The organism is Niastella caeni, from assembly GCF_004834005.1.
GTDB lineage: Bacteria > Bacteroidota > Bacteroidia > Chitinophagales > Chitinophagaceae > Niastella > Niastella caeni.
Map to the genome: position 1 here is coordinate 128,934 of NZ_STFF01000015.1, position 24,972 is coordinate 153,905.

Annotated in this window: 9 protein-coding genes; all 9 read left to right on the forward strand. The window is 44.4% G+C overall.

The genetic code is table 11. The annotated features are described in order from the left end of the window. The first annotated feature begins 274 nt into the window (after positions 1–274). The 9 genes from FAM09_RS29760 to FAM09_RS29800 all read left to right on the forward strand — a co-directional run bounded on the left by FAM09_RS29760 (position 275) and on the right by FAM09_RS29800 (position 24,539). Complete coding sequence (locus FAM09_RS29760) at positions 275–772, forward strand: acetyltransferase (RefSeq protein ID WP_136580823.1); 498 nt, start codon at positions 275–277, stop codon at positions 770–772. Between the two features lie 428 nt (positions 773–1,200). Beyond that, positions 1,201–3,375, forward strand: a complete 2,175-nt coding sequence (locus FAM09_RS29765) for a hypothetical protein (RefSeq protein WP_136580824.1) — start codon at positions 1,201–1,203, stop codon at positions 3,373–3,375. Between the two features lies 1 nt (position 3,376). Next, positions 3,377–4,492: a hypothetical protein gene (locus FAM09_RS29770; RefSeq protein WP_136580825.1), complete on the forward strand. Its 1,116-nt coding sequence runs from the start codon at positions 3,377–3,379 to the stop codon at positions 4,490–4,492. Between the two features lie 36 nt (positions 4,493–4,528). Further along, entirely contained in the window at positions 4,529–12,100 is a 7,572-nt protein-coding gene (locus FAM09_RS29775) for a GLEYA domain-containing protein (RefSeq protein ID WP_136580826.1), read from the forward strand. Positions 12,101–12,131: 31 nt separating this feature from the next. Further along, entirely contained in the window at positions 12,132–12,866 is a 735-nt protein-coding gene (locus FAM09_RS29780) for a hypothetical protein (RefSeq protein ID WP_136580827.1), read from the forward strand. A gap of 10 nt (positions 12,867–12,876) precedes the next feature. Next, positions 12,877–21,942 (forward strand): RHS repeat domain-containing protein, encoded by a 9,066-nt coding sequence (locus FAM09_RS29785; protein WP_136580828.1) that lies wholly within the window; start codon positions 12,877–12,879, stop codon positions 21,940–21,942. Further along, complete coding sequence (locus FAM09_RS29790; protein WP_136580829.1) at positions 21,939–22,286, forward strand: hypothetical protein; 348 nt, start codon at positions 21,939–21,941, stop codon at positions 22,284–22,286. The genes FAM09_RS29785 and FAM09_RS29790 overlap by 4 nt, the downstream gene beginning before the upstream one ends. A 145-nt stretch (positions 22,287–22,431) precedes the next feature. Further along, positions 22,432–24,048 (forward strand): hypothetical protein, encoded by a 1,617-nt coding sequence (locus tag FAM09_RS29795; RefSeq protein WP_208025682.1) that lies wholly within the window; start codon positions 22,432–22,434, stop codon positions 24,046–24,048. Between the two features lie 293 nt (positions 24,049–24,341). Then, complete coding sequence (locus tag FAM09_RS29800; protein ID WP_136580830.1) at positions 24,342–24,539, forward strand: hypothetical protein; 198 nt, start codon at positions 24,342–24,344, stop codon at positions 24,537–24,539. The last annotated feature ends 433 nt before the right edge of the window (positions 24,540–24,972 follow it).

The following is a 24,972-nucleotide window of genomic DNA, read 5'->3' on the forward strand; positions in this document are numbered from 1 at the left end:
TCTGCCCTGTATGGATATACTATTACAGGATTCCTGTTGAGTATTAATGTGATGGCAATCAAATGCTAAAGTATTTACCTTGTTTTCTATGGACTAAAGATGTACCTTTATTCGTCTTCGAGCTATTTTCACTGTTAACCACCTTTCATAATAGCGATTCCCCGGTAGTATAGTGCATCCTGTTCCCTGATAACTCATTTGTTGAAACCAATTTATTGATTGCTGTTACAGCTATTGGTTTATCTATTGCTGTGACGGTTGATTAAAATGTCAAATGATGATCAGTTACGTGCAACTGGAAAGCCATATGGAGGTGGAGATCTCCATCAAACCTTTTGTGATACCCGATGATATCCGGTACATCCGGCAATGGACGGGGGTTGATGAAGCGGGCCTGATGCCATTTTATGAAAGCATTGCCGCATCGAGCTTTATACACGCCGTCATGGTGTGGGATAAAGATCAGCCTCTTTTTGAGGCAGCTATTTGCGAAGCAGTATTTGATGACCTGGGTTTGGGCCATGCGGTTCAGCCCGGCGATTATACCCTTCGACTGCAAATAGCGCCAAATGCAGGACATGATGCCATTCTTCAGGGATTGAATAATTGTATAGATTACCTGTTTTCGAATAAAGCCGCCAGTAGAATATTGGTTCCGGTACATACCACCAATAAAATATTTATGGAGTGGGGGCGGGAAGATAAGTATACAAAAAAGATGGACAAGAAGGTGATCTATATACAAAAACGCGCTTCTTTACAATTTGGTTGATCTTTTTCCGAAATACATACATGACCAGTAAGCCAGGCACACCGCCTGGCTTTTTCGTAACTCCAACGTACCATTTAATGTAGAAAATGGAAAGTGTGACCCGGTAAAACTGTGATAAATCAAAAAGCAGAAAGTATTACAAAAGCTGCCGGTTTAAGTTAGTCACGTGAACATTAAATATTATGCGTTTTATTTTTGTATATGTTTTTTTTATACTTTTATCTCCTGGTTAAATGTATTAGGCACAATAATAATATGATGATGCACATTCCTGTTGCGCCTCTTTTTCATCCAATACGCCTGTTTCCTGTACTGAATTAGTATTACTGCGATCATATACACTAATAAGACGTTTGTAAAAACGTCCTGAATATTTTTTGACCCTAAACCCCCTAGAACCCGGCATGGTACAACGTTACCCATGTTGTATGTATCTTTTTGTTTGTAGCAGCCTGATCTTTATATTACAGGTATGCGCTGTTGCCGTACATGCCCAGTCCCCGGTCAATCATACCGTTAAGCAAACCCTGCGCCCGATCGATGATATAAAGAAAATAGCGAAAGATACTATTACCGTAGACTTCAAAAATCCTTTCAAAAAGCTGTTTATCACCCGTCCTGTCTTTAGGGTAAATGGCGGCATGGTGTGTTACAATGGCAATTACCGATCGCTTATCGATACGCCTTATGCTGAAAGGAATATCCTGCAACATAATATAACCGGTCGCTGGGATGTAACCCTGGGCGGCATTTTTCCCATACAGGTTAATTACTGGCTGCGACAAAGCAATTCGCAGTTCTTCAGAAATATCTACGATGTGCAGGCAACCTTTAATGGCGCTGCGTTTCAAAACAAGTTAAGAACAGCCATGCGCGAACGCCTATTAGCGCTGGCGCCTACCATTAAAGATTCACTGCTGGAGAAATTATATGCATTAAAGCAGGCAGATCTTGCTGCCCTGGGCAATACATTAAAGGCCGCCTTTAACCCGCAGAAACTCATCGAGGCCAATGAAATGTTGAAAGTGCCCAAATTAACCTGGGATGGGAGTTTGCCAGATAGTGTGAACCTGCATAGAGAAGATTCTATAAAAAAAGCGGTTGCTCATTTTCTTCAACTGTACAAGGATACCAAAGGCAAATATGACCAGTTACATACACAGGTAGATTCCTTAAAGGCAAAATACCAGGCCAACCTGAGAAAGATCAACCAGTACCGGCAACTGATCAATGGCAACTGGAATGAACTGCAGTCGGCCCGGGCATGGAAAAACAAATTGCAGGAGTATGGGATGGAGGACCTGAACATACCCGCGAAGTACCGGTGGTTGTTAGGGGTGCGCAATTTCAGTGTGGGCAGAAGCCCGGTTAACTACAGCGAACTAACCGCCAAAAACGTCAGTGTGAACGGGATCAATTTTGAGTACAACAGTTGGTATTACCTGGCGCTGATGGCAGGTGCTGTGAATTATCGTTTCCGGGATTTTGTGGTGGGCAATGGCAACAGAAAGCCGCAGTACCTGGCCATGGTGCGGGCGGGGATAGGCAAACTGGAAAAGAATTATTTTATCCTCTCTGCCTTCAAAGGAAAAAAACAATTGTTTGCTTCCAGCGCTGCTGTCAATCCGGCCATTCCGGTAACCGGCTTTAGTGCAGAAAGCCGGTGGGCGATCAACCGCACTTCGTACCTGACGGCAGAGGTAGCAAAATCGGTAACGCCCGATTTTCGCAATAATCCGCCGGCAGAAGGCAACAAATTTGCCTTATCCGACAGGAATAACCAGGCGGTTGCCTTCAAACTTTATTCAACCATACCTGCTACCCAATCAAGGATCGAAGCATTGTATAAAAAGACAGGCGCCAATTACCAATCGTTCAGCAGCTACACTACCAACGCCGCCATGGAAAGCTGGTATGTAAAAGCCGATCAAAACCTGTTCAAAAGAAGACTACGGATAGCCGCTTCTTTACGCAGGAATGAATTCTCCAATCCATTCATTGTACAGGATTATAAAAGCAATACCATCTTTAAAAGCCTCACCGCCACGTTGCGTATGCGTAAATGGCCGGTGGTGACTGTAGGGTATCAGCCGCTTTCACAATATACGAAGGTAGGCGAGCAGGTGATGGAGAACCGCTTTCAAGCGTTGAATGCTACGTTATATCATTTATACCCCGTACGTCAGTTGAAGATGGCCACCACCATCATGCTGAATAAGTTTTATAACAACAGCAGCGATACCGGGTTCCTGTACTATAATGCCACCAACAGTTACCTGGCACAAACCTTCTATTTTAATTCCTTTACCGCCAATGCCGGTATTTCTTATACGAAAAACGGCAATTACACACTACAGATATTGGATGGCAGCATTCAACCCAATATCCCAAAGTTTGGTACGGTAGGTATTGGTATCAAGATCAATAACCTGAATCATGAAACCATCAAAGCCGGTGGCTATGTATCGGCCAGCATCCGGGTCATGAAACAGGACCTGTTATTTATTTCTTACGAGCATGGCTATTTGCCGGGTAATAAACACGGACTCGTACGTAATGAAATGGGGACCGTTCAATTTATAAAGACATTTAATTTCAAATAACATGAAGCAAAAACTATTGCTGGTTATTGGCCTGATGATGGGGTGGTGCGCGCAGGCGCAGGTGGTAATCACCTTGCAGTTGCCGCCCTTAGGCCTTACCATTAAACCCCAGTTATGGAACATGTCGCTGATCAATACCACGGGCGCCTCCATGACAGCCCAGTTGCAAATGGTAATGACAGATGCAGGCACGGGTCAAACGGTGTTGACCAGCACAACCAATACTTTTTTATTACCTGCAGGCGCCAAAGCGATCAACGTTAATTCGGTGGCGCCCATTACCTATACGGCCGGCGCGGGTTATACCATCGATGCCAGTCCCAATGGTTTTTTACCGGTGGGGGTGTTCAATATCTGTTATACATTGACCCAATGGATCGACGTTCACTCAGCCCCGGCAGTAGAAGAATGTGTGACGGCAGAAGTAGAGCCAATCAGTCCGCCGCAATTGATACAGCCGGCAGACAGTGATCGGGTGCTCTTGCGTCGGCCATTATTTACATGGCTGCCGCCAACACCCTATAATTCGTTCAGCAATTTGTTGTACGATTGGCTGCTGGTAGAAGTGCAGGCAACGCAAAGCGCGGCAGATGCCATTCAGCAAAATGTACCCGTGTTGCTGCAATCGAATATTTCATTTACCAGTTTGCAATATCCTTTATCGATGCCTGAACTCGATACCGGTAAAATTTATGCGTGGCGGGTAACGGCAAAGAATAATTTGTCGCCTATAGCCAATAGCGAAGTATGGAGTTTCAACATACAGAAATTTTCTACCGATACATTCCGGGCGCCCAACAAGGGATTTTATGCCCAGTTACGAAGGGAACAGGATGCCTCTTATACCATTACCGGAAATGTGTTGCGCTTTTTATACCAGCATGATGTAAACAGCAACACCGTACCAATAAAGATCACCGACATCAGTAACAGCGCTCATCTGTCCGTGCAGTTAGATTCATCGTACCTGGCGGTAAAGCAAGGCGCCAATTACCTGAGCCTTGATGTGGGTGAAAATGGATTAAAAGATAAACACCTGTACCAGCTTGAGCTTACCAATGACCGGGGAGAACATTGGTACCTGAAATTTGAATACAGAAAACCCGACGAACAATAACCATACTGTAACCTACACTGTAGAAAATTAATAGTAATGCTTCAATCTTTAGCGCGTAACCCGAAAGCTATTGCCTGGTTTTTAGTAGCCTTATTTTACCTGGAACTGGTGTGCGTACCGGTTGTTGCCAGGGCCAATGCACGGCCTTTACCAGCCGGGATAAAACTATATGGTGCAGATACCTGGAAGGCAGCGGTTGCCGGCAGGGAACCTTTCATTAATAAAGGAGCCAATAAGGCGCCGGAAAAAATAACAGGGAGTAAGAATAAGAAGCCGGTAAAAGCGGACGGCGTTGTTACTACCGGCCCCACACAGCCGGAAACGCAAAGTTTCCAATCGGTAAACTCCAATAACCTGGTAGATCCTTTTACGGGCGATTTCTCTTATAACATTCCTTTGCTCGATGTAGGCGGTTACCCGGTGAACTTGCATTATCAAAGTGGCATTACCATGGACCAGGAAGCCAGTTGGGTAGGGCTTGGCTGGAATATCAATCCGGGCGTGATCTCGCGTAATATGCGGGGATTGCCGGATGATTTTCAGGGCGGGGATGATAAGATAACCAAAACTGTTAGTATAAAGCCTAACAGGACCATTGGCGGCGCATTTGGCAGAGGAGGGGAACTTGTAGGAGCGCCAATGAATTTTGGGCTTTCTACTGAAAACAGCATTTTTCATAATACGTATAAGGGGTGGGGTATTGAAAGAGCGATGCACATGAGCATCGGCATAGGCGCCGGGTCGCACGGAAGTTTGTCTGGCGGACTATCGATTAGCATGAATTCACAAAATGGAACAGATATTAGCCCTTCCATGGGTTTTGCATTGAGTTCCAAAGAAACGCAATTACAGGGCGGCATAACCATCGGTACCAATTATAATAGTCGCACCGGTATTCAAAATTTGCAGATCACGGGGCAGGTTAAACGGGAAGCGAATGCTGCTAAAAACCAAAAATTTGGCGGTGGAGTAAAGTTTAGCTCCAGAATATCCTTTTCCCAGCCATCCTATACCCCAACTATTACAGTTCCTTATACTTCCTGGGGCGCTTCTTTCCGGGCAAAAGTTGGGAAAGAAATCTGGGGCTTTTTTCCCAGTAAAAATTTCCAGGCATATATGTCTGTTCAGGAGGTTGCAGATCATACACTTGCCCTGCCTGCGTATGGTTACCTGTATTACGAAAAGGCGAACAACAACCAGCAGGTGCTGCTGGATTACAACCGCGAAAAAGATGTAGCCTGGAGCGAAAGCTCCCCGAACATTGCTGTGCCTATTTATACTTATGATACCTGGTCAATAAGCGGGGAAGGCACCGGTGGTATGTTCCGGCCTTATCGTAGTGATATCGGTTACGTGTATGACCACAAAATGGCGACCAAAAGTGTTAATACCAATATTGGAACAGACATTGGTTTTGGAAGCATCTTGAAAGCAGGGGCAGAGGTCAACGTGGTTAATGCCATCACTGAAAACAATGCCTGGACCGGCGATAACCGGCTGGTAGATGTTATTAAATTCAGGTCTGCCGACACCACATTTGAGAATGTATATTTTAAAAACCCGGGTGAAAAAACGGCTGTTGATAAATTATACCAGCAGGCGTTGGGTGGCGACACCCTGATGCGCGTTGATCTGGCATCCAGAATTAGCAATAACTCGCTTGTTACGGCTACACGTAATATGTCGCTATTTAAAAACGCCCGCGCAATAAGTAAACTTACTTTCGATCTTAATACGGTGCGCAGGCAAAGAGATAAACGGGGGCAGGTAATATCTTATCTCACCGCGCTTGAGGCTAACGAAGTGGGGCTCGACAAACAGATCAAATCGTATTCCATCAATACATTTCCGGCAAGTAATTGCAACGGGTACCAAACTATTAAGCGTAATGAAGGCGAGCGGCGGGACCATCACCTTTCAGAGATCACTGTACTGAACCCTGATGGCCGCAGGTACGTATATGGAGTGCCGGTATATAATAAATCACAGGTTGAGGTCACCATGGCCATCGAACAGGAGGGGGATAAAGCATCGGGCCTGGTTAAGTATAGCGGAACGGATAAATCAATTGGCAATAAGCAAGGGAAAGATGGCTATTATAACAAGGAGCAGATGGGGGCCTATTCCCATTCTTTCCTGCTATCAGGTATTTTGTCGAACGATTATGTCGACCTTACTGGTGATGGTATCACGGAAGATGACAACGGAGATGCGGTAAAATTCAATTATAGTCAGGTACATGGGTTAAACGTGCCCTATAGATGGCGGGCGCCTTACTACAGTGACACGGCCTCTTATAATGAAGGCTTAAAAACCGATAGCCGCGATGATAAGGGCAGTTTTACCTACGGTGAGCGGGAGGTTTGGTATTTGAATTCGATCGAGTCAAAGACCATGATCGCCACCTTTGTGCTGGATGCCAATCGTAAAGATGGGTATGGAGTAAGTGGTGAAGATGGAGGAAAGAATACCGGCCAGAAATTATACAAGTTAAAAGAGATCAACCTGTATACAAAGGCCGATTATTTAAAGAATGGAATAGCCGCCCGTCCGATTAAGACAGTTCACTTTGATTATACGTATGAGTTATGTAAAAAAAATCCGGGATCGGACGTCGATAGCGGAAAGCTTACCTTAAAGAGGGTTTGGTTTACCTATAATAAAAACACAAAAGGCCAACGCAATCCTTACGTATTTACCTATGGCCTTAACCCCGATTTCTCCCAAAGATCAGTTGACCGTTGGGGTAATTATAAGAAACCGGATAACAATCCCGGGAATGGGCAGGCTTTAACCAATGCTGATTATTCCTATACGCTGCAAACAGGAGTAAAGAGCTGGAATGCCGACAGCGCAGCAAACAATGCTGCCCCCTGGACCTTGTCAGAGATCAAATTACCTTCTGGTGGTAAACTAAAGGTCACGTATGAGTCGGATGATTACGCGTATGTGCAGAACAAACGGGCCATGCAGTTCTTTACGATCGCCGGTTTTGGCAGTTCGCAAAACAGCAACCCGCAATCGAAGCTGTATCCGCTGGGTAATGTCAATAACGATTATCATTATGTCTTTATAAACGTTACAGAATCAGTTAACAATCCGGCCGATATTGCGCGTAAATACCTGGATGGCGTAACCCAATTGTTCTTTAAGCTGGCAGTGAATATGCCTGCTGACAAATGGGGAAATGGCTTTGAACTGGTTCCTTGTTATGCGGAAATTGAAAATTATGGCGTTGCCTCGCATATAAACAATAAAACCATCTGGATAAAAGTGAAATCGATCAAAGGGAATGAAAGTCCCTTTGCAACTGCCGCTATTCAATTCCTGCGGTTGAACCTGCCTTCCAAAGCCTATCCCTGGTCTGAGCCGGGCGATAAAATTGATATCCGTACAGTGGTGGGTTTGCTTTCATCGGTGATCAGTCCGGTGTTGAATTTGTTGAAAGAATCTGCCTTTGAAAATAAGGCGCGGAATAATAACCGTTGTCGCAGTGTGGAGGTGGATAAATCGTTTGTCAGGTTAGATAACCCCATCTATAAAAAATTTGGTGGCGGTTTGCGGGTGAAAAAAACCGAGTTGTTCGATAACTGGAATGCAATGTCTGGTCAACAGTATGCAAGGTATGGACAAACATATACCTATACCGATACCATTTTGGTTAATGGCGAAAAAACAGCCATCAGTAGTGGAGTGGCTTCCTATGAACCAATGATCGGCGGCGATGAGAACCCGTTCCATGTGCCGGCCAAAGTGTATTCAGAAAAGGTGGGCGCGCTGGCGCCTACCAATTACCTGTACACCGAAGAGCCATTTGCTGAAACATTCTTCCCGGGCGCTTCGGTAGGATACAGTAAGATCAGGGTGCAAACCATTCATAAGGATAAAAAGTCAGCCAATGGATTTGATGAAACCGAGTTCTATACCTCAAAAGACTTTCCAACGCTTATTGAGTACACCCCTATAGATGCCGACAGCAAGAAATCATACAAGAGTCCCATTACAAGCATGTTCACTTTTGACGCACGCAACTATGTAACGCTGAGCCAGGGATTCAAAATAGAGCTGAACGATATGAACGGCAAACCAAAGTCGCAGGTTACGTACTCCCAGAACGATCTGAAAAACCCCATCAGTTATACCTATAATTATTACCGGTTGGTAAACGATAATGCAGGGCAACCCAGATTGTCGAATAAAGTGGCAGTTGCAAACAATGCTAATGGCGTTGTAGATACAGCCGGTGAAATAGGTAAGGAAGTGGAAGTAATGATCGATGTGCGCGAGCAAACTTCAACAACCACCAGCGGTAATGTGGAAGCCAATTTTGATTTGGTTAGTATGCCGCCCCCCATGCCGCCTATGCCCTTATTTACTGTAATTCCATTGTTCAATGGCGAAACCAACCGGTACCGGGCTGTTTCCGTGTTGAAAATAGTGAACCGGTATGGCATCCTGGATAGTGTAATTCATATTGAAAAAGGCAGCAAGGTGAGCACCCGTAACCTGGTATACGATGGGGAGACCGGGGATGTATTGTTATCGCAAACCAACAATGAATTTGATGACCCGGTTTACAATTTCAATTACCCGGCGCACTGGGTGTATACGGGAATGGGGCCAGCTTATCAGAATATAGGTACCATTTTAGACAGCGTGAATTTTCGAAAGGGGATCATGTACAATCTTTCCAACCAACGCATTCCAGTAGAACGGTACTTTGAGAGTGGAGATGAATTGCTGGTGTTGGGAAAAGATCAGCGGATATTGGCAACCGATGATCATTGCAGTGATGACTATTACCAGTTCAAAGATTCATCTGTTTATAAAAAGATCTGGGCGGTAGATGCATCAAAGGGAAAAGAGGGGCAAAAGGGTATTTATTTTATTGACAGGGATGGGATCCCGTATTCATGTGATGCACAAAGTTTGCGTATTATCCGTTCGGGTAAACGTAATATGGCGGGTGTTTCTGTAGGAAGTATAACCTCCCTGCAATCGCCCATACGCAAAGTGAACGATACTTCCCGGTTTGTATTTGATACGGCAACGCATGTTATTGCGGCCAATGCTGCAAAGTTTAAAGATCTGTGGCAGGTTGATAGTACTACTTATGCTAAGGATACTCAGGTTATTTCTTTTAGAAGAATGACTTTAAAGCGAGACACGGCGTTTGCAACCGATAATTACGCAATACATGATTACAAGCCGAATGGTGGTAACCGTAAATTAGGGGCGCTGCCAAGTGTGAATATTTTCACCTCATATTCATATGATGCTGGAACAGGAAATTGGGATGAATATTTGAAGAGTTGGTTGCGATTTAATTTAAGCGGGATTCCCCAGGGTGCATTGATTGAAACTGCCACGTTGCATTTATTTGGACGCCAGGGAAGCCCCCATCAAAACTACCGAAACAGTAATGCCTGTTATTTGGAGCGGCTCAAAGCGAAGTGGCCCAGGGAAGCTATTCCTGGTGGTGAGTATTATGGGGGGCCTGAAGTAACACCTTATTTTGCCGATGATAACTCTACCATCGATACGATGCATCGCATATTGATACCTGCAACTCCACATGGACAAGATACGTACAGAAATGAAGTGCTGAATATTACGGACATGGCACAGGATATGCTGGACCATTATTACAGTTCCAATTTCGTTGTGTCACCTGGTTTACGGATAAGATTACTTGATAAAACCGGAGCTACAAACAGTGAAAATAAGTTAACCTACAACGCCGGTAAAACACCCGATGAATGTCCATCAGAAATGTCAGACTGCAGGCCTTACATAGAGATCACCTATTATGATCCCTGTGCAAACGGATCACCGCCAGTTTTTTATGCTTCTGATCCATTAGGCCGGGTGGCTACTTCGGTTACCCCATCAGGCGGGTATTATTGTTTTGACCAGTTGGTTGATTCATTCGTATGTAAACCCAACATCAACGATACGGCAGTTAACTTTTACCGGTTCGGCATCCTGGGCAACTGGCGAATGGACCGCGCCTATACGTATTACGGCGACAGGAAGCAAACAGCTATTACCGATACTACCAATATCAGAACTTATGGCGAAATAAAGGATTTTGAACCCTACTGGGCTTTCAGCAGTTCCAGGCTGGCAGGCTCTACAGATACTTCCCGCTGGGTTTGGAACAGCGAGCTGACCCGGTTCAACAACAAGGGCTATGAAATAGAGAACCATGACCCATTGAACCGTTACAATGCAGGCCAATATGGGTATAACCAAACCCTGCCAATAGCCGTAGCGCAAAACGCCAAAAACCGCGAGATCGCTTTTGATGGATTTGAAGATTATGGCTACCAGACAGACAGCTGTAAAAAATGCCTGCTTAACCGGCATGTTGACCTGGGCACTGATGCCACCCTGGTAGATACGGTAAGCCATACCGGTTTATACAGTTTGCGATTAAATGGTAATCATGCAATATCAAAAGAAATTCCGATAGGCTCACCGGCTGAAATTGATTGGAAGCCTGAATTGTCAATGAAGGAAGATTCAATCCCATTCATCGATACGGCGGTGTCGGGGAGTGGAACAGGGTTAAGCAATTATTATTATACCATTAGCAATGGTTGCTATGTTTATGCTAATAATAAGCCACCGTTGAGTACCGGTTATACCACGGATGTAAATTATAAAACGGGTATCAACCCAGTATTGGGAACATGCCGCACAACAAGTCTTTATTATTCATTCAGGGGCTATATACAGCCCAAGGTTACAGGTGTTTATAAATTCTGGGTTACTGTAAAAAATATTATGTCAATATATATTACCAGCAATGGTGTAACCAAACAGATCACTTCCGGCAGACCGATGGAAAATAATGCACATCCGTATGCAACGGCCTTTCAAACCGATACCATTACGCTACAGGCAGGTGAGTTGTATCCGGTATCAATACTCTGGGATATTTATAATAACGATTACCAGGCCAAATTGGAATGGGAAAGTCAGGGTGTACATCCGCAAGCCAGAGAAGTAGTACCGCGCACCCAATTGTATCCTGATGGTTCCAATGTAGCAACCGTTAAAAGCAATACCATCTTTAACGACACCACCTGGTGCGTACAATTCAAGCCACCTACCGCTACCCATGTAACCCACAGGAAGTTCTCGCCCATACAGGGACAAAAAGTAGTGGTTAGCGCCTGGGTAAAGCAGGAAACAGGTTGCATAAATGGTAATAATAACAACGGCGCATTGCAGCTTTACTTTAATGATGAAGCAAATACTGCTTTTTATTGTAGCCCATCCGGAAAAATTATAGACGGCTGGCAACGGATTGAAGATACGCTGACCGTTCCGGCAACGGCCACCAATGTAACGTTCTGGATGAATGCCACTTCATCGGCGCCGGTTTATTTTGATGATGTGCGTATAGTGCCATTCAATGGAAATATGAAATCGTTCGTGTACAACCCGGTGAACCTGCGATTAATGGCCGAGCTGGATGAGAATAATTACGCCACTTTTTATGAGTATGACGATGAAGGCACACTCATCAGGTTGAAGAAAGAAACAGAACGTGGCATTAAAACCATTAAAGAAACCCGGAGCGCGCTGCGCAAAGAGTAACGGTTCAATTTAAACATAAAAAATACGCAATATGCGATCTATAAACAGCTTACCCGTAAAGCTGACAGCCCTGATGATGATGGTTGGCCTGGTTAAAGCAACCGGGCAGCCGGTTACCAATACCTTTTATTGTTTCCGTGAATTGATGCACGTTCAGCAGGTGTTAAAAGACACAGCACATGTAAGTTTTGACGCTGAATATGTCATCACTTTTAATGATGCTACCATTGATACCGTGCTTTACCAATATAAAGTGAGCGGCAATAAGGTGCATGTAACGGCTAGCGATAGCACCGAATTCATTCAAAACAGTTTATATAACCTGTTGTTACAACATAACCGGCATCTTGCGGTGTTGTATAAACCGGTGGAGCTTTTTAAGTATGTTTTACATGCCAACCTTACTGATCCTTCATTTCACGAATCACTGGTGAGTGGAATGGCTGTGGCTGATACAGGCGGATATAAAAAGCTGTCGTACAATTTTAAACCGGCAAGTCCATACCAGCAATACGACATCATTTATGATTCTACAACATATCGCATGCATGCCATTCAATACAGTTTCAATCTGAATGGTTCGGGTGCTGCGCCCAGTGGCAGCAAGTTGCCCTTTCATGTGACAATTTTATTCAGCAACTATCAAACGGGGCTGTTTACCGACAGTGTGTTTTCGACCAGTGCATATATTACGTGGAGCAAAGGCAACTGTACTATGGCAGCGCCTTATGCCGGTTATCAACTCATAAACTCTCTAAATCAATAAACCGTATCTCATGCAACGCACTATTTACCGGTTATTGTGTTTTTGTTTTCTGCTCGGTAGCTTTCATACTGTAAAAGCCATCGATGAAAAGTATGCAGCGCCGCCGCTCAGGGGCAATCAACTGGCTGCCGATTCAACCAGCATGGTAATGGATACGGTATACTTTAACCCGGCCCTGAAGCCATTGCAGACTACTTATTTTGTCAAGAACCTGATCACGTTCACGATAGATGAGTCGCACCGCTATATGTTGCCCGATGAATTTGACGTGTCGGTGACATTTAAAATACATTATACCTACGATAACAATGGCACGCCTGTTACGAGTGTAACGGAGGAGCCGATTACATTAAGTATCGGTTATACAAAGTATACAACTTATACGAATAAGCAAGTTTATATAGAAAACGACTGGTACAAGGTAGAAATTGAAATTGTAAGCATAAGTGGGTCGGGTAATCTGAGCGAGTATCGCGATGCCCTGGTGCTCACCAATGAGATCTTTATCAGCCGGGAATACAATTTCTCCTGCACCAACAATGCCATTCAACAGATCTTTTCGAGCAGCACCCACGTAAATACCAAAGGCGAGTTGAACGTATACTGGTTGCCGGAACGGGCTGCCGATGAATATGACCTGGAATGGACCTATATTGATGATTCTGCATTAATTAATTATAAAAAGGTAAACGATCCGTCGAAATATGATCCTAAAAAGCTTTTTACCAACAATGCTACGCGGGTAAGCGTGAGCAGGGAAAATTATTATATCCCCTTATTGTATGAAGCTTCCGGTCATTTATTTTACCGGGTACGAGCCGTGCAGGTAAAGCAGCATGGGCAACGCATAGAATCGGTCTGGAGCTCTGACTATACAAACGGACTGGGCTCATATGGCTTTAAAGGACTTGATTCCGCTTTAAACTGGCAGGCGTCTACCAGTTTTGCCGAGGAAGGAAAGAGAAAATCGGTGGTGCAGTATTTTGATGGTTCCTTAAAAAGCCGTCAAACGGTTACGAAGGATAACACGACCGATACAACCATTATTGCGGAAACTTTTTATGATCACCAGGGCCGGCCGGTGATCCAGGTAATGCCAACGCCTTCGTTGAGCAGCATCATAAAATATACGCCCGGTTTTAACCGCCTTAATAGTGCTGAGTATGAAAAGGATTCGTATGATGACGACTGGCAGGATAGCTGTTATTGTGCACAGGGCGCCCCGGTAATGGATACGTTGTATGGAGCCGCCCAATATTACTCACCGGCAAATCCACTGGCAACGAGCGGGTATCATAAATTTATTCCCAATGCCAAAGGGTATGTGTTTGCAGAAACGCGGTATACGCCGGATAATACCGGCCGGGTAAGCATCCAGAGCGGGGTAGGGGAAACTTTTCAGATAGGGAAAGGTCATGAAACAAAATATACCTACAATATGGCCGACCAGGAAGAGCTGGACGCCTTGTTTGGTACGGAAGTAGGAAATGCCAGTCACTATTTTAAAAATACGGTAAGGGATGCCAATGGCCAGGTGAGCATCAGTTATGTTGATATGCATGGCCGCACTATTGCCACTGCATTGGCCGGTATGCCGCCCGTAGCAGTGGATGCATTGCCTTCCAACAATTCGTACTACATCACTAAAAAGTTGCTCGACAGCAATAGCAACGTGATAAAAGGTACAGTGATAGAAAGCAGCAAAGGACTGGTAGTAACAAAAGCCGGGTCGCACCAGTTCATATATTCTCTTTTGCCCGACAGCATCAGTATAAGGGATTGTAACAATATTAATATTTGTTACGACTGTATTTATGATCTGCAGATCACGATCACTGATGAGTGTAATAACACCACGCTGCCGAATGGCGAACCGGTGGTCATAAACAAGACCAATTATCATCTCGATTCGGCATGTAATGCCCTCAGTGCTTTTCCGGCAATAGATACTATGGTGTATTTACAGGAAGGAAGTTACCTGGTTACCAAAACGCTTACGGTAAACAAACAGGCGATGGATTATTACCGGGATAGTTTGTTCCTGGTACGTAATGCCTGCCGTTCACTACAGCAAACCATCCAGGAGCAGAAATCTTTATTGGCAACTACCCTTCAATGTGTGCCAGCCTGTTCTACCTGTACTGCCAGCCTGAGCGATTGGGAAGTTTACCGCAATAGCTATATGCAACAGGCAGGTATTGCAAATAGTGATACGGCCAATTATCGCATACAAGCCCAAATGGCATGGAAAGCCGAGCTGGAAGAATGCCAGAAGTTATGCGATAGTGTGGTGGCGTTACACCAAAGTATCGAACAGCAAATGCTGGCCGATGTAACACCACCTTATGGGCAGTATGCCAATCCGGATAGTATTGATATGTATTCTGTTTTCTGGAAACCAACTGGCGAACAGGAGAATTATAAAAATGTAACAGGTAACTATAAAGATGAGAACGGTAATGATGAAGAGCCTGACCCCAGAGATATGGCGTCGGAATTGTTTACAGCTTCTTTTAAAAATTCCTGGGCAGAAACCCTATTACAGAAGCACCCGGAGTACCTCAAGCTCGTACGGTTTAAAGAATTAGCCGCCAGCAATATCTGGGACCAGCATTTTGCACAAACAGATACCTACCAGGAAGCTGTTGCCAAAGGGTATTTAAATGCGGGTGATTTCTCAACCCACCCAACGGGGGGCATTTTTGTCCATAATACCACCTACCGTGATCCGTTCTTTACAGATCTGATCAGCCAGGGCAAAGTTGCAGGCAGTTACAAAACACAGATGGAGGCAGCCCTGCTTGATAAAGTACGTGATGCAAATGATAATGCCATTTCCATGTGGTCATTGGCCACGATAATGGCCAATTGTCCTGCCAGCGAAGCCACCTGCGTAAACCAATATAAATCGTTGGATAGTGCATTTACTCATGTGCAGGGTTGTGCCGGAGACCAGGATATGGCCTGGAAATTTTTCAGGGAAATGTACCTCCAGAAGAAGCGCGACCTGGTAAATGATATTTTAACCGAAGCCCAGCAGCAACATACCAACCCCGATTACTGGGATATGTACCTGTTGGCTGGTACGGGTCATACCCTTAATTTCTATCATCCGGCGATGGTGTCTGTAAATGATATGCCAACCAATGAACAAGCCGCCCGGGATAGCCTGCAAAAGTATATCAATGATAACTGTGCGGCGTATGTGGAGCAATGGTGGGCAGACCTGGGACCGTGTAATTACAATAGTACGGATAGTGCATGGATTATACCACGCCTGATTGATGTATGCCGTGAAGGCGGTGATGAAGAACATTTCTTTGGCGCCAGTACGGTTAAGCCATCCAGTAACTATGTGTTTAAAAGTTTTGAAGATGTATTAAAGTTCTATAGCGACAGTACCGGCAAGCCTTACAATGCGGCCTGTAACGTGTACCTCATTAGTGCGCCGTTACCTTACGACCAGCAACCGGTGTATACCAATAAACCGGTGTACCAGCAGCCAGACAGTTGCGAATGTGCTACAATCAGTTTATTGTACAATCAGTATCAGTCGGCTGCTATTGATTCCAGCTTTGCTGATTATCTCTATAGAACATCAGGCACCCAAATGACCCCGGGCGCACTGGATACATTGCGAATGGCCTGCAACGGACAAATCAATTGTAACTACCTGAATGCCCCGGTATTTTTGCCACCGGTACTGCAATGCGGTGTGAAGGATGTGTGCGTGAGTTGTGCGCGGGTTGATTCGCTCAACAAGGATTTTAAAACAGATTTCCCGGGAGTTTATCCTGCTATTTCAGATGCCGGTGTTACAGATTCTCTTCAACAAAGCTGGAACCTGTTGTACGAGCGGTTCATGAATAACCATTTGGGATATGGTAAAACAGCCAGTGAATACCTGGCATTTAGCAATCAATGCAGCCTGGTACAACCAACTGAAGCCTGTGATTCCTTATCGCAGTTAGTGAATGATTTTAAGTTCAATTATTTTTTCCCTGATACCAGCAATTGTAATTCCGCTCATTTCAGAGTGAGCAGGAATTTTAATAATTCGTATGTGTTGGCCGATAGCAATGTTGCCAAAGTATTCAGTGGTGGAATTGCGCATATACCGGAAGGGATAACTGATTTTCCATTGGATTCTACTGGTAGTGCTGTTTCTATGGGATATTGGAAATACGATACATTATGTGTAGATAATGAATTTACCCTGAAGGCAAGGGTAAAAATGCCACTGCAAGCAAATGTTGGTCGTTATGGTTATGTAAACCTTGTCTTTTATAGCGACAACGTTACATTTAGTCCAACTTTTTCTCAATTTAATCCCGCATATGATACCGCATCGGCGATTCAGTATAACGGGTATTGGCTGGTTGATAATGGGGTATCAACGTTCCCAACAGGAATGGTGTCCATGATGCGAAACTTTGCTACCTGGCGCATCATAACCATCAATGCGCATAACAACGTATTTAAAGTATACCTTGATGACTCCCTGGTATTAAATGTTCCCTATACTGGTAAGGTTAATAAAATATTCAGAATGGCTTGTGGCTTCAGTGGAACAGCCGGAGAAACAGACTGGATTAAAGTATATGATGCGGCGGGTGTATTGCAATACAAAGAAGAGTTTGAAGATTGCAAGCAATCACCCTCGAATTACCCGGATGTTTTCACCTGTCCAAAATCAGGATGCGATACTTCTTTTGCGAACTATTATAATACCAGGAAAGGTACCAGCTATACTTATAGCCAGATTGAAGATTTATATAAAACCACCTGTGGCAAAGAACTCAATGCTTGTGGAAATAGTAAGCGAAGCGATATTTTAAACACCTGGTTGAACGAGTATAAAAAATATGGCGGTATTCCACATCTTGATGCCAGCGGCAGTGATACAACGCATTGGAAAGTGAATTTTGGCGGTGCTCACTATACGTACGGTTTTCCATTAGGAGAGGTCATCAAAAACGGGATAATGGCTTTGCCTTCTTATTACGCAGATACTACGGCCAAAAAAAGTTTTGGCATCGATTACTTACATGATACTTTATGCCTGGATACTGCTGGTTATACCTGGGAGGCAAGGTTAAAATTACCTGATAGCCTGGTAAGTACGAATGGGTTTAACGCAAGCTGGTGGCTTTGGTTATATACAGACTCTACTGCCGGGAGTATGCAGATGTCCATTTCGAAGGTGGATGGTATGGGCGTGGCAGTATGTACGCATAACAATGATTCCAAAAAATCATGCGCCAATGAAAATGTACCGGGGCAGCATTTTAATGACTGGCGGGTGGTTAAATTCCAGTTCCGTGGCCGTGAATTCAAATATTATATAGATGACAGTCTGATGGCGCAGCGTACGCTGGATACGCCAATGACGAAATTGCGTAGGTGGTCATTGCAGCCATATTCAGTGAAGGCGCAGATAGATTATGTGAAGATCTATGATGTTGCCGGCAACCTACTATATAACGAAAATTTTGATGACGCGCACAACCTTGCCATGTATGGTAATCGGGGACGATGCTCGCCCTGTGAAACCAGGTTCAGCAACTATTTCAATAATCGCAATAACTCTAACCTCACCTATGCATCAATAGATTCTATCTATTTTAATTCGAGTGGCGTTCATTTAAGTCTTTGTGAAGGATCACCGTTGGCCCTCTGCGGTAAAACCGAACCGGTATTTGCGCCGGTTGCCTGGAAGCCGCGTACCGTGTGCACCGATAGCACGCTGTTTGCCACTTCAACCAGTGTATTATTACAGGAGGCGTACCGGGATTCGCTTATTGGCAGTTTTAATGACCGGTACCTGGCCAAATGTTTAAGCGCCCGTTATAATGAAAACTTTACAGTGTATCAACAGATCAGTGAGTTTCATTATACGCTGTATTATTACGACCAGGCAGGTAACCTGTTAAAGACCGTACCACCGGAAGGGGTGAACGTAAGCAAGTTTGCCTGGGCCCGCGCCTGGTCAGATTCAGTGACCACAGCGCGCCGCAATAAGCAATACCTGGTACCCCAACATAAACTACCCACCCAATACCGGTATAACACATTAAACCAGGTAGTGACGCAAAAGTCGCCAGACGGCGGTACGTCGGAATTCTGGTACGACCGGTTGGGCCGGTTGGCGATCAGCCGCAATGCCAGGCAAAGGACGGCCAGTGCTACAGAAGAGGGCTCCTTATACAGCTATACAAAATATGACTCCCTGGGCCGCATAACGGAAGTAGGGCAGGTGAGCAATACCGGTGCTAATGGCGCTATGACAAATGCGATCAGCCGTAACCAGCCATCGTTGAACAACTGGTTATTGGCGCTGCATAACCGGCGCGGACAGATCACCAATACGGTGTATGATCTGCCATATACCGGTTTTGAAGGTTTAGCGGACCAACGGTTGGTCATAAGCCAAAAAAACCTTCGCAACCGGGTGAGCTATACCACGCTCACCGATACAGGCCTCTATAATGTCTATAGCCAGGGCACCTTTTACACCTATGATATTTTGGGTAATGTAGATCAACTGTTGCAGGATTATGGTTGCGAAAGTTGTTTTGGAACTACGGCCAACGTAATGAACACAAACGGGAACCGCTGGAAAAAAATAGGTTATCAATACGACCTTATCAGTGGTAAGGTGAATATGGTAATATACCAGCAAGGCTGGCGGGATGGGTTTTTCCACCGCTACAGTTACGATGCAGAGAACCGGTTAACGCTGGTAGAAACCAGTCGCGACAGTCTGGTGTGGGAAAAAGATGCGCGCTACGAATACTACCGGCATGGGCCGCTGGCGCGGGTAACGTTGGGAGATCAACAAGTACAGGGCCTCGATTACGCCTATACCTTGCAGGGTTGGCTGAAAGGCATCAACAGCACCGGCGGCACCGATTCGTTTGATATGGGAGGCGATGGCCGGGCGAGCAGTTTGAACCGCTATACTGCCAAAGACGCGCTGGGGCTCACCCTGAATTATTTTGGTAATGATTACGCAGCCATTAATGGAACGCCTTTCCCCGGTTACAGCGCCTATCTGCCAGCGTACCGGCCCTTATACAATGGCAACATAAGCAGCAGCAGTGTTTACCAAAGCAAGTTTGATTACTATAATTCACCGGGCGGGCCGCTGATCTTCTACAATTATAAGTACGATCAGCTCAATCGCCTGACGGCGCAGGATGCCTATAAAGGGTTCAATGGGGTCACCAACAGTTGGTCGTCCATGACCACAATGGGCGACTACCTGAAAGAGCGTGTTGCGTATGATGCCAATGGGAATATCAAAAAATACCTGCGCAATAGCATCAGCGGTACCACGGCGCAAATGGACAGTCTTAATTATTACTATTATGCCAACACGAACCAGTTACGGCGGGTGACCGATAATGTGCCGGCGAATGCGTTTGTGAGCAAAGAGGATGACATCATCAGGGATATCGAGAACCAGGCGGATAGTAACTATGTGTATGATTCCATAGGTAATTTGATAACCGACAATGCCGCCAGCATCACCCACATCAAATGGAATGTGTATGGAAAGATCCAGGAGATCATCAAAGCGGCAACAGCCGATGCACCGGCAACGAATATTAAATACAGCTATGATGTAGCCGGCAATCGCATTGGGCAGGTAGTTACATCAGCCGGCACCAAACATTACACCTGGTATGTACGGGATGCACAAGGGAATATCCTGACCACCTATACGGCCGATGGCGACGAAAGCGACCTGGAAGATTTGGACCTGGAACTGAAAGACCGGTTCCTGTATGGCAGCAGCCGGTTGGGCGTGATGACAGTAGATGACGGAGTAGACGGTGGCCCGGGCAGTATGCAGTATTATTATGAGAAAAAGTCTTACGACCGGGGTTACAAGCAATATGAGCTCACCAACCATTTAGGCAATGTTCTTGCCACCATATCGGATAGAAAATTTGGCGTACCTTCAGCCGGTAGTTCTTTGATAGATCACTACGAACCACATATAGTGACTGCGCAGGATTATTATCCGTTTGGGATGCTTTCGAGGGTAGCTCTTCCAAATAGTAATGTACCTTATAAGTTTGGGTTTAACGGCAAGATGAATGATGATGAGGTGAAGGGATTGGGTAATCAGCAGGATTATGGGATGAGGATTTATGATGCGAGGGTGGGGAGGTTTCTGTCTGTTGACCCATTAACGAAAGGCTATCCAGAATTAACACCTTACCAGTTTGCAAGTAATACTCCTATTGAGGCTATTGATCTGGATGGATTAGAAGAATCATCTTCTAAAAAAGAAGGGTTTTGGAAAGCATTTGGGAAAACTGTTTTAAAAGGTGTTGAAAAAGCCGTTGAACATGTTTATAATAATCCCAATCATGCGGGGTATGGATATACCCCGAGTATGAAGACTCCAAATCCTGCTGACTTTAAAAAGTATGATGTTAACTTGCTGGATCAGATAGATCCTAGGCTTCAAGCTCAAGCGTTCTCGGATAACTTAGTTTTTGGCACTACTAATTTTATAGGGGGGATAACTGAAGGAAATGGTGAGAAGACGGCTAAAGCTTTACCTGCTTTTGTGGGAACTGTTATGGCACTTGAAGGCATTAAAATGAATTTTGGCTTTAGTTTGAAGCCTAAAGTCAAACTAAAGGCAGCTACCCTTGATCCTATGGAGTCTTCAATGTCTCGTAAATTGACGGAGCCATTGCCATCTTCACGAGTTACAATTGGACTTGGAATTGCACAAGATTTACCTGGACACCGCGGAACAGGAGCTATAACTTGGAAAAATGCTGCATGGCAAGAAGCTGGCTTGACAAAGGTTGATTATGGCAAAATGTATATTGGCGATGAATTTGCTATTAAAGAGGCATTTAGAGATGCTGTTAAGAATGCAGATGCAGTTCGTTTTGATGTTACAGGCTTCGATCCATTTACCAAAAATCCAGGAGTAACTAATTACGAATTTAATTATATTAACAACGATCCTGCCTTACTTCAAAAAACTACTTTTATTCAAAACGGAGGAGAAGTAACTTGGGATGGTAAAATGTTCAAAAAGAAATGAAGACAATAACTAATATTGATGAGTGCAATAAGGTATTGAAGGATTTCAATGGAGCATCTGCACAGATATGGCTATTTCATATAACTCATAAAAGATTAGCATTAAGAATATGGTTATGGTCTGAAGCAGAACATCAGGTTCAAAAAGAAATTTATATTGTGGCTCTAGGATGTGAACATATTGTAGGGGGATTTTTCTTGGAAAATGCCAACCTATTAATTGTTAAGACTAATAATGAATTTTCTGAACCCATTTATAAAATAATAGATGAGAACTCAGATTTTGAGCTTATTGCAAATGCAGGCATTGGCTTGTTGGATTCAATAGATTGGAACAATGGGTAATGTATCAAAGTAGTTGGATTCGAAAAAAGTGAGTAAAATCAATAGTTTTAAAGCCAGGCATAACAGCTTGGCTTTTTTCATTTATATCCGTTGAAGGAGGTCTGGTTTGACCTTCTTTTTTATTCACCCCATTAAACGCTATTACATGGCATCAACACTCAATACAGAAAACCGGGAATATATAACCTGGCAATTCGAACAATTGAATTTTGGGCTTCTGGGTGGCCTTAAAATAGAAGGACTGGAAAGAATGCGTGTAACCCTGAAAGTGGAATACAAACAGGTAGCAGTACGCCATAATCTTGACCTGTACAACAATGACAACCTGGATAAACTGGTACGCAGGTGTGCTGAAAGGTTTGCACTGGGCACCGGGTATATTGCAACAGCTTTTGCCACCCTGATAAACTTGTTGGAAGAATACCGGTTGGAACAACTAAAGCTCCTGGCAAAAGAAAAAGAACCGGTAAAGCAGCTAACTGAACCTGAAAGGAAGGAAGCTGAACTGTTTTTACGCCAGCCTGACCTTTTACAACGAACTAATGAATTGATTGGGCAAAGTGGGGTAATAGGTGAGGTGAACAACAGGCTATTGATGTACCTGGTATTTACCAGCAGGAAACGGGAAGAACCATTGCATGTGATCAGCCTGGGTAGCAGTGGTACAGGTAAAACACATTTACAGTCAGGAGTAGGTGAACTTATGCCACCTGAAGATGTAATACAGATCACCAGCCTGTCAGAAAATTCTTTTTATTACTTCGGTAAGCAGGAACTGAAGCACAAACTGATCTTAATAGAAGACCTGGATGGAGCAGGGGAGGTGCTATATCCCCTAAGGGAGCTACAAAGTAAAAAGGTGATCACCAAAACGGTGGTTTATAAGAATCAGGCAGGAGAGGCACAAACTGTTCATTTACGGGTAGAGGGCCCTATATGCGTTGGAGGATGCACTACAAAAGAATCGGTGTATGAAGATAATAGCAACAGGAGCTTCCTGTTACACCTGGATGAAGGCAAGGAACAGGATGAAAAGATCATGCATTATCAAAGATTGAAGAGTGCAGGTAAAATTGATCTCATGGATCAGGCAGGGGTTAAACAGCTTCTTCAGAACGTACAAAGAGTATTACAGCCTATCCAGGTGAGAAACCCATATGCAGAACTCTTGCAACTGCCACCCAGTGTATTTAAGCCCAGAAGAACCAATGCACATTACCTGGCTTTTATTGAGGTGATAACCTTCTATCACCAGTTGCAACGGGAACAGAAGGTAGATCAGGCAACAGGGCAGGTATACATAGAAACCATCCTGGAAGACATCAGGGAAGCCAACAGATTGATGGGCGAAATACTGCTCAGGAAAAGTGACGAGCTACCAGGGGCCTGTAGGAACTACTTTGAAGCGCTTAAGCTGCACCTGCAGCAGGAACAAAAAGACAGTTTTACCAACAGGATTATAAGCAGGGAACTTCGTATACCTTTGAGTACAGTTAAGAGGCATAATTTAGCGTTGCTACAGGCAGGTCTTTTACACAGACTCCCCGAGGGGGATGAAAGTAAAGGGTTTACATATGGCCTTTGTGATCAGGAAGAATACCAGCAGATGAAAAGTAACATTACCACGGTGCTGGATACCATTCTAAACAATATTCAGGAAACACAACAGCAGCCCACCAGCTCAATTGCAGCTCAAAAACCTACTGAGCCAGTGAAACCCAGGCCAGGCAAAGGAAAGAAGCAAAATCAATCCATCGGCTAACAGCTCACCAGGAGAATACACCCAACTTATAGCAGGAGCTGAATTACAACTTTCACTTTTACTTCGTCCTGTATCTACCCCCGAACTTTCAACTTTACTTTCACCCGAACTTATATACTGACTAGTGGTTCAATCTGTCAGCTTAACCTGCTATAGGTAACTGTATTTAATACTGTGTGGGTAGCTTGTCGATGTTGTGTGTAGACCCTGCTGTGTTTCTACACTGGCAGGGTTATTTTTTATGATCGCTTCAACCTTATACAGCAAACAATAAAAACAAACCAGCACTTACAATGAAAATCAAGAAAGAGGTCTTACAGGCCATAAACACACCACAAACCAGGAGGTTGTTAATGGATGCATTAGAGGTTACAGAGTTTACCATTGCCAGGTACATCCAGAAGAACAGTGATAACCTGACCAAAGCAGCAGCAATGCAGGTGATCAGGGGAGTAACTGGCCTTTTAAATGCAGAGATACTGGAGGAATAATGTTGGTAGCTTTCCAGGCAGGTTATTTGACCACACCCCCAGGGGGAGATGTAGGCAACAGAGCTGCATAGTTCTTTTTGATTTGAAAGGGGAATTATGTTTGAGAAGTATTGTATTACTTTCTTTCATGCTTAAGCAATACAAAGTCCCCTTCAAAAATGCTTTTTGAAGTTTCGTCTGAAAGTTCACATTTAACTTTACCAATGCTGTACGTCGAAGGAGGCTGTTTTCAAGCAGCCTGCTTTTACACCCACGTGGAAACCTAAACCCCTGTTAATTCAGGAAACTTATTACTCTGTTGTATGCTCCACCCATTGGCTATATAAATGCTTTTCGAGGATATCGGAGAAACCTCACCGCTATTTTTCCCTGTTATTGCAAGGGCGCAGCTACTATCCGACTTCTGGACCTTTACCTACCCTTTGGGGCCCCT